General features: G+C 52.0%; 8 protein-coding genes and 1 pseudogene. All 9 read right to left on the bottom strand.

All coding sequences use genetic code 11. From position 1 onward, the window contains the following. Nucleotides 1-447: pseudogene (locus JIN85_RS21505) on the bottom strand (hypothetical protein); the annotation flags it as partial. A 597-nt stretch (nt 448-1,044) separates the two neighbouring features. Further along, complete coding sequence (locus JIN85_RS19350) at nt 1,045-1,587, bottom strand: hypothetical protein (protein WP_200273936.1); 543 nt, start codon at nt 1,585-1,587, stop codon at nt 1,045-1,047. A gap of 135 nt (nt 1,588-1,722) precedes the next feature. Continuing rightward, entirely contained in the window at nt 1,723-2,226 is a 504-nt protein-coding gene (locus JIN85_RS19345; protein ID WP_200273934.1) for a hypothetical protein, read from the bottom strand. Nucleotides 2,227-3,067: 841 nt separating this feature from the next. Beyond that, on the bottom strand, nt 3,068-3,571 hold the full coding sequence (locus JIN85_RS19340) for a hypothetical protein (RefSeq protein WP_200273932.1): 504 nt from the start codon (nt 3,569-3,571) through the stop codon (nt 3,068-3,070). Between the two features lie 35 nt (nt 3,572-3,606). Then, complete coding sequence (locus JIN85_RS19335; protein WP_200273930.1) at nt 3,607-4,128, bottom strand: DUF4019 domain-containing protein; 522 nt, start codon at nt 4,126-4,128, stop codon at nt 3,607-3,609. A gap of 22 nt (nt 4,129-4,150) precedes the next feature. Beyond that, a complete protein-coding gene (locus tag JIN85_RS19330) occupies nt 4,151-4,492 on the bottom strand; it encodes an antibiotic biosynthesis monooxygenase family protein (protein ID WP_200273928.1) in 342 nt (113 codons plus the stop codon). Between the two features lie 112 nt (nt 4,493-4,604). After that, a complete protein-coding gene (locus tag JIN85_RS19325) occupies nt 4,605-5,519 on the bottom strand; it encodes a tetratricopeptide repeat protein (protein WP_200273927.1) in 915 nt (304 codons plus the stop codon). Nucleotides 5,520-5,584: 65 nt separating this feature from the next. Beyond that, complete coding sequence (locus JIN85_RS19320; protein WP_200273925.1) at nt 5,585-6,082, bottom strand: hypothetical protein; 498 nt, start codon at nt 6,080-6,082, stop codon at nt 5,585-5,587. A 535-nt stretch (nt 6,083-6,617) separates the two neighbouring features. Continuing rightward, nucleotides 6,618-7,022 carry a hypothetical protein gene (locus JIN85_RS19315; RefSeq protein WP_200273923.1) on the bottom strand — a complete coding sequence of 135 codons (405 nt, stop codon included), beginning with the start codon at nt 7,020-7,022 and terminating at the stop codon, nt 6,618-6,620. Nucleotides 7,023-7,613 lie beyond the last annotated feature (591 nt).

The raw sequence follows: 7,613 nt of genomic DNA, 5'->3' as shown, positions 1-7,613 counted from the left end.
GAAATCTCGCTTGGGTGGGTATGCGTTACTGCCGTGTGACAAAGCTGATGCATCACCATACTTGATTCGAAGATTCCACTGCGTGCCATCAAGGACGTCCGGATCTGTATAGTCCTTCTTCCAAGCCCAAACATTCGCATCATCCAACGCCTTACGAAACTCTAGCCACTGTTTGTCTGTGACCTTAATCCGTCGGATCTTAGTTCCCGGGGATGAGGTAAAGGTCTGCGGGTTGTGCTTATACTGGAGTGTCCCATCTGACTGGAGTTCTACTCGATATGATGCACCAGAAAATCCTCCGATCGATGTCTCAAATGAATCGGGATGAATAAGAATCTGTTCTCTTGGAGAATCGCTGATGATGGGATCGCTCTTGGTGCCTTCTGTCCTGGAGCAACCGGCGATGCATCCAGTGAGGAGCATTAAACATGTGTAGCGAAAAATCATTTTTTTAGAACGTCACACGCCACCTCACACTCGCCAGCGGCGGCGCTTTGACTCTGGCTTAAGGTTGTCATTAAGGTAAAATTTCGACTCACGGTGGGTCAACGTTTAGGTGTGCCGCGTTATTCTGCACAGTTCATTGTGGAGTTGTAAATACACTGATCCGTGAAGGTGATGCACCGAGCAACTTCGGCTTCTTGCGATCGATTAGGAGCTGCCAGACATCCACACTCAGAGCAAGGTACCCATCACTGGGCATGCGTGCTCCTTCCATCCCACCGCTCTTGACGTGTCTGGAGACGAAATGTCTTGTCATGGCCCTTCCAAACGTAACGGCGCGTGTAGCGATCCACATATGAAATTCGCATTGTCCCTTGTGAGGTGTGGGCTTGGATTGTTTCGCCTGGCTTCATCACCAACTCTGCATTTGGGTTGTCAGGAACGGATGCGCATGCGCTGAGAAGGAGCACGACACATAGCTGGATCGCATTCTTCATTTTTGCATAATGCTTGAGTGGATGCACCGGCGCTAGCGAGCCTGAATACAATCAAGTGCGTTATAGCCGGTTGCATCCCAAGGCTTGTTCGCCTCATATTGGGTCAATGTGTCAAAGGATGGGTAGAGATGTGTTTCTGAATCAATTCAGCCCATCCTCGGCTATTGTTTACGACGAAGCGCACATCTCCCTTGGTTGTCGATATCCGTAGGCCATTGTCGATGGTTCCAAGAGTCTTCACTGGTGTAACCTTCTGAATGTCGCTTATCAGAACAGTCCAGGTGTGATTCTGGATATTAAAGGAATGGGAAGAAAAATGAACTCGTGCATCTGTGACCCAAAGGTAGCCGCCAACCGCTTCGACTCCCTTGAAGTGGTTGGCCGGACCTTCCATCAACAATGTCTCTGATCCAAAACCTGGTGTATCCACTTGGAATTTTGCGATCTGTCGCTTTGTGAAGACCCTCATCAGCCATGAGAATGTTGGTCCGAAGATCAGACCTGCAAGAATGCCAGTCGGCAATCCCATGTACCATCGTCCTGACATCAGCGAGAAAAATACCCCCATGGAAATGCCATATAACATTCCTGTGACAAGGGCTACTTTCATCCAGTTTCTGAAACTCTGCATTACAGGTTGAGGCATCGTGTTAGGTTTCTTGGTGAACGTTAAAGAGCACACCCCTCTATCAGCGAGGGCAAGTGTCGATCATTGGGTTAATGTTGAATCTACGGATGGTCATGAAAACAGGGCGGCGGGCCAGGGGGGCTGTGCTCTGACTTATTCTCTCTTGGTTCGCGTGTTCGGGCGGAAAGGGACAACGACGGTCTCAATGATCTGATACTCTCTATCGACAAAATGGAAATGCCAGTCCTCTTCGCGTCGTTCCATATCCATCACCGCTGAAACACAGAATGGCAAATCGCGGTGGAATGGCGTAACCTTCGATCTTGCTTCGGTGATTGCCCCCTCAAGCTCGGAACGCTCGTGATCCGACAGCAAACCAATCCCATCATCCTCCTGGTCGTCCAATGCTTGAACGACGCTGCCTCCGGTCGCTGCAAATCCAATATGCTGCTTGTGCTTCGCTTCGTTGGCCGCGAATGGATGAAGATTGCTGAGCGCGATGCTCGGCTTGTCTATTCCCCATGCTTCAAAATCGGATCGCTCCTCGATCACTTCCTCGATGAAACCGACGCCCACTCCTTCGTTCCACCAGATCAGATCCCCGACGCGGACCTCTTCCGGCTCATCGCCCAGTGCGTATTGTTTCGGGTATCTCATTTTGGGACAACGTCAGAGCGCATCCGTCGGTGGGATGAAAGCTTAAAATCAGTTTGCCACGCGATCGTCGTCGAATGCGGGGGCTTTTTCTGCGCTCTCCTTCTTCATCGTGAAAGACTCCAAAAACGGAGCAATCCGGGCATCATTGTGACATCCATCCATGGTAGTGACTAATGCACGATAGATTTCATTCGGCATTACCCCAATCCTCATCGCCATTCGACTTTCATCCTTAGTCTGGCTGACAACCAACTTCCCGGATACCATCCTGATCAGTCGAGTCTTCGAGAATCGGCGCTCCCCCTTGGAACAAGAAATCACGGATGGCATCACACCGCTCTTTGGCAGAGAATTGAGGTGAACCTGGAGGAAAATCACTGAAGCTCAATCTGAAATTCAAGTTCCCATCTTCTGTCACTGTCTCATACGTAATTCGATGGATTTCGACACCCTGTGCCCGATCAGTTGACTCGCTCTTGGTAGGAGGTAACGGAATCGCGACCGAACTTACACCATCAACGGTTGAGATCACCTGCAACATTGGTTCAGCGTGGGACTCAGCTTTCGTTGACGATGGCATCATGAACTGCACGAGACCCAGATCAGAACAAATGGAGCAACTATCGGAAGAACACGTCGCAGCTTATTTGTGCTTCGGGCTAACTCGTTCCGCTTCTTGATGCTGATGACAGTGAAGAATGCAACCGTAACCCTTGTGATTAAGGCATCAATGTGAGCAATGAGAAATTGTAGCATTTGGAATTCTTGCAGAACGTCTAAGCGCTGGCACCCGCTACCTGGAGCGCCAGTTCATTTCAAGGTAAAGGGTTCTCATCATGATTCAATCTCCGACTCGCGGCGGGGTAGCGGGTTGTCCAACCGCGGCTTGTTCGGCAATTCCGTTTTCGACCAACCACCGGTAGAGCTCAAGGGACTTAAATGCCCGATAGTATAGCTTTGAGTTCCCGCTTGAGCGCACGTATTGGCAGTATGCGTAATCTTTGGATGGCATTGTCGCGGCAACGAGCTGGATCGGATCGCCCACCTTGAGTGTAATCGTGACGCAAACCTCCAGCTCATACAGCGGATGATTCGGAAAATAATCTTCCTGCTGGGTGACTGCATCATAGAATCTCTCACACAATCGAGGCTCATTGACTTCAAGGATAGGCGCTCCTCCGAATTCATGCGCAACTGAAATTCGTTCAATGCCACCCCGCGTGAAGTTCGCAGCATTCCTCACAAACTTCGCGCGACCGTGCATCCATTGGATCAGCGAGGGCAAAAACAATACTGTGAACACACCAGCGATGGCGATCAGGATGATGCGTTGTCGCTTTTGCATCTTTTTTCAGGCGAAAGTCCGAGGCCTGCCACCCGCTACCGGGAGCGCTCCTCTGCTTCAGGTTGAGCTTTGTCACCACCCTCCAAATCCGACTCGGAACGGGTAGCGGGTTGTGCAGCGCCGGCTTGTTCTCCTTTGATTGGCGTCACGATTAGCGCATCGGAATTGATGTGCCATCCAAGAAGAATCGCACTCCCATCGGCAATTCGGTATGTGAAGGTCTCAACCCCTTGACCGTTCTCGAACTCAGTTTCGAAGGTAAGAACTACATTCGTCTTCATGTTGACCGAGTTCGCCTGCCATCCAGTTCTATTCGTTGACTTTACCGAGCCGAGCTTCTCTCGAACTGATCGGAGGAAATGGATCGTATCTTCCTTTGGTTGTGACGCCTGAAAATCAGCGTGGGCAGTAACGAAAATCTGCTCGAAGTCTTCGGCGTCGAATAGTGAGTGGAACTTTGCTGCGGCTTTGTCAGCCTCGGCAGTGCTCTTGACGGGATTGCAGCCCGTGAGGACGAGCACGCCGATGAAGATGGCGGTGAGAAATGATGTCTTCATTTTTTGAGTATAACGTTTGAAGTCAGACAGGCCGATTTGTCGGCCTTGTCTGCACTGGCAGAATAGCCTTATTCTTCAGAACGAGGGAGTAGTGCTCCACGGTGGGGAATGGATCGTAGTAGTGATGAAGAAGCCGCTTCCATTCGGAATACTGCGGCGACTGCCGGAATCCTTCAGTGTGCGCTTCCAAAGTCTCCCAGTGGGCAAGTAAAACATAGCGGCTCTGATCTTCCACGCAGCGGTGAAGCTCGTGGCAGATGTATCCAGATACGCTGCTGATGTAGGACGATGCATCGGAGAAGTCGCGTTCGAATGCGGCTTCTTCGCCCGGCTTCACATCAAGTATCGCGACTTCTAGGATCATCGTTATCGGCTATCCTATAAGGCCAACCGCGGCGCAATGGAAGGCACAAAGTCAACTACTAGGCTGGTCGCCATCTGATGCACCGCGCCATCGGATGCAATGCTTGTTCGCATTATTTGTTCTGAGTGGCTTCTTGCGCGTTCCACGCCTTCAACAGCTGTTTCGCCTGTTCACTCCCTTGGTCAGACGCCCGGCCGAGAAGGGAGAATGCCGTCTCTGGATCACGCTCGCATCCGAGACCACGAAAGCGCATTAGAGCAAGATTGATGAGGCCCGCGACATTGCCGGCTTGGGCAGAATGCTCGAACAGCTTCAGCGCCTTTGAGTAATCTTGGGCCACTCCTTCGCCTTGCAAGTAGAGATATCCGAGATTTGAAGCGGCCTGTTCTGATCCTGCATCCACACCTCTCTGAAACAAATCAGCAGCCTTCTTGATGTCATTCTCAACCCCAATCCCGTGTTGATAGGCAAATCCCAAGTCACAGAGGCAGGCGGCGTAATTTCGAGCCGCACCATACTCCAACCATTCAATGCACTTGGGCAGATCCGCCGGACCGAGTTCTTCGCCTCGGTAGAGGTCCGCCAGCGTGTAGGCAGCTTTCTCGTTCCCGAGTTTGGCAGCCTGCTCTAGCAACTGGACTGCCTTTTGGAGATCCCTGTCCAAGCCCGCCAGTCCGTATCGATAGAGGTATGCGAGGTTATTCAAGCCTTGGTGAGCACCAGCGGCGGCGGATTCCTCGTAAAGGCGTCGTGCCTTCTGGAGATCCTTCTCGCAGCCCCAGCCATTGAAGTAGAGAAAACCAAGCGCCGCCTGCGATGGCGCGTGCCCCTTCGTGGCTCCACGGGACAGGAGGTCGAAAGCCGTCTTGTAGTCGCCGTCGAGGATCGCCTCGGAACCCTTCATGAAGTCAGCTTCGACTACACTCTGATCCTCCGTCGGCGGCTGTTCATCGGGGGGCAATGCCATCGCCGCCGGACCAAAGACCATCAGAGCCGTGAACAACGCGATGGCGGCACCAGAATTCATTCTTGCGAACGCTGGAGTGGTGGCACGGCGGTGTCAAGCATGCAGAGCGAAGAGAAACTGTGAGCTTATCCGCCGTTGCCGCCCACGGCTAGTTCGGCAAATCGGTTGGTTATCCGGGAGGCGATCCAGAAGAAGACGATGGTGGAAGACAAGAAGACAACAAACTCGAAGAGTACCTCGCCTGATGGAGAAACATCCTTCGTAAAGAGCACGGAAAAGCTCACGGCTGCACCTAGTATGATCGTCTTGCGGAGATCCCATCGGTCAAGGGCAGAGCAGACAATACAGAAGAAGTATAGGGGAAAGCTAAGGAGGGCAGTAGACAGCAATAGGGTTCCTATCAAGGGAACGGCCGTCCAATCCACGAATCTTGGGATGTGAATTACAGTGGTGGCCCCGTATGTTCTAGGGCCAATCGCCAAGTGGAAAAGCGTCTCCGGCAAGGGGTAGAAAATCCCCGCGAAATAGGATACAATAAAGAGGGCGCTCAAGCGTGTAAACGGGTTCCAGAAACCGGTAACCACTGCTTCTTCCTGCGTGATCATTTTGTAGCCGAGCGTCATAGCACACCAACCGCCTGACGGCAGCCGCGCGTTGACTGTGGGTTAAGGGTTGTAATCATGGTGAAAATTTGACTCGGAGCGGGTCACGCGGTTGGATGCTGCGACTTGTTCGCCTTGGTATTTTAATGAGCAGGTTGGAGATCACGCCGGTCAGGAATCTCCATTCGAGACTTCAGCGTATCAAGCTGCGCCGGGCTAAGTTCCGAGATTGGGCACCACCAGATCACCTTCCGCGGGGAGTTCCATGGTAACAACGGTATGAGGGTCACAGATTCGAACGCCCTTTCGTCCGCGAATCCGATGAAATCTTGCTGGCTTGCGCCCTTGTATCGCTGAACGAGTTCTCGAGCATCGACTTGGATAGATGATTCAGTCGCGCACCCGGTCAGTAGGATGCCCAATTCGACCAAGATACTAATCGAGAAAAAAGTCTTCGATGGAATCTTCATTCTTTGGCTAACGATTTACCTGAGCCGCGAGCGCCGACGCGGATCGGCGGTACTCGTTGGCTCGGGCGACTGGATCGGCATTCTTTTCATGACTTACTGCGGATGAGGACCACGTAAAAATCCTCTTCTGAATCAACCCTCCCGATATCGTAGCCGCGGAAAATAATGCGATAGACTCCAGGAGTCACAGAATACTCGTCCTGTTGCTCGGCCGGCCACTCGAACACACCAATCCTGCCACTCATGATCTCTATCGCGGTTTCGACTTCGAAATCGAATCCACCGTCAACGTCTGGTTCTGGGTCTTCCGGACCGCAACTGATGATGTGAGCTGTCACGTCGCCTTCGGGGCATAGCGCAGTGATGTGCTTAAGCGTGTTGTGGCGCTGCTGAATGTGCGCGTCCGTCCAATCTTCTGGTGCGGGCGGCATCAAACCAGCATCAGCAACGTAAAACTGGCGGTAGCCGGAGTATGCCTCGAAGCGCTTCATATTTTTTCCGACGAACGTATAAGGCCATCCGCGGCGGGACGAAAGCAACAAAGTCAACTTCCGAGCTGATCGCCGTCGGATGTGCCCTAGTTCGCATTGTTTTTCTAAATCTAGCGTGGTGCTTCTTATCCATTCAGCAATGGCTCCATAGATTCTGGATTAGAAGCACCAGATCCTGTCTCAACATCTATCGGCGCTTCTGCTCGATCATACGCTGAATCAGTCCGCTATCCAGAATGTAACCCAGAAATATGAATAGGGAGAAAACCATCAGGCAGGCAACAAGGACTATTCGAACCCACTCGGGCAGTTGATCAAACCACGCTTGTGGGATCACATCCAAAGAGACGATTCCACCGATAATCAAGACGGTAGGAATAAGCCATACGATACCTTTGCACATCGATTTATTCCTTTTCTTAGCGAACGTATAAGGCCATCCGCGGCGGGATGGAAGTTGAAAACCAACTCAAGGGCTGGTCGCCGTCGGATGCGCCGCCTCATAAGTTCGATTTCAGCCACAACAAAGGCTACACCACTCGTTCCCAAATGGAACCCAAAACGGCCGCGTGATGCAATCTGAAGCGCCGC

This window comes from Luteolibacter pohnpeiensis (assembly GCF_016595435.1).
Classification (GTDB): Bacteria; Verrucomicrobiota; Verrucomicrobiia; order Verrucomicrobiales; family Akkermansiaceae; genus Luteolibacter; species Luteolibacter pohnpeiensis.
The sequence above is the reverse complement of the archived record's forward strand: the minus strand, read 5'-3'. Positions and strand labels throughout refer to the sequence as shown.

Coding starts and splice junctions, on each gene's coding strand:
- JIN85_RS19345 (WP_200273934.1), bottom strand. CDS start 2,226: ATGAGATACCCGAAACAATACGCACTGGGCGATGAGCCGGAAGAGGTC.
- JIN85_RS19325 (WP_200273927.1), bottom strand. CDS start 5,519: ATGAATTCTGGTGCCGCCATCGCGTTGTTCACGGCTCTGATGGTCTTT.
- JIN85_RS19315 (WP_200273923.1), bottom strand. CDS start 7,022: ATGAAGCGCTTCGAGGCATACTCCGGCTACCGCCAGTTTTACGTTGCT.
- JIN85_RS19350 (WP_200273936.1), bottom strand. CDS start 1,587: ATGCCTCAACCTGTAATGCAGAGTTTCAGAAACTGGATGAAAGTAGCC.
- JIN85_RS19335 (WP_200273930.1), bottom strand. CDS start 4,128: ATGAAGACATCATTTCTCACCGCCATCTTCATCGGCGTGCTCGTCCTC.
- JIN85_RS19320 (WP_200273925.1), bottom strand. CDS start 6,082: ATGACGCTCGGCTACAAAATGATCACGCAGGAAGAAGCAGTGGTTACC.
- JIN85_RS19330 (WP_200273928.1), bottom strand. CDS start 4,492: ATGATCCTAGAAGTCGCGATACTTGATGTGAAGCCGGGCGAAGAAGCC.
- JIN85_RS19340 (WP_200273932.1), bottom strand. CDS start 3,571: ATGCAAAAGCGACAACGCATCATCCTGATCGCCATCGCTGGTGTGTTC.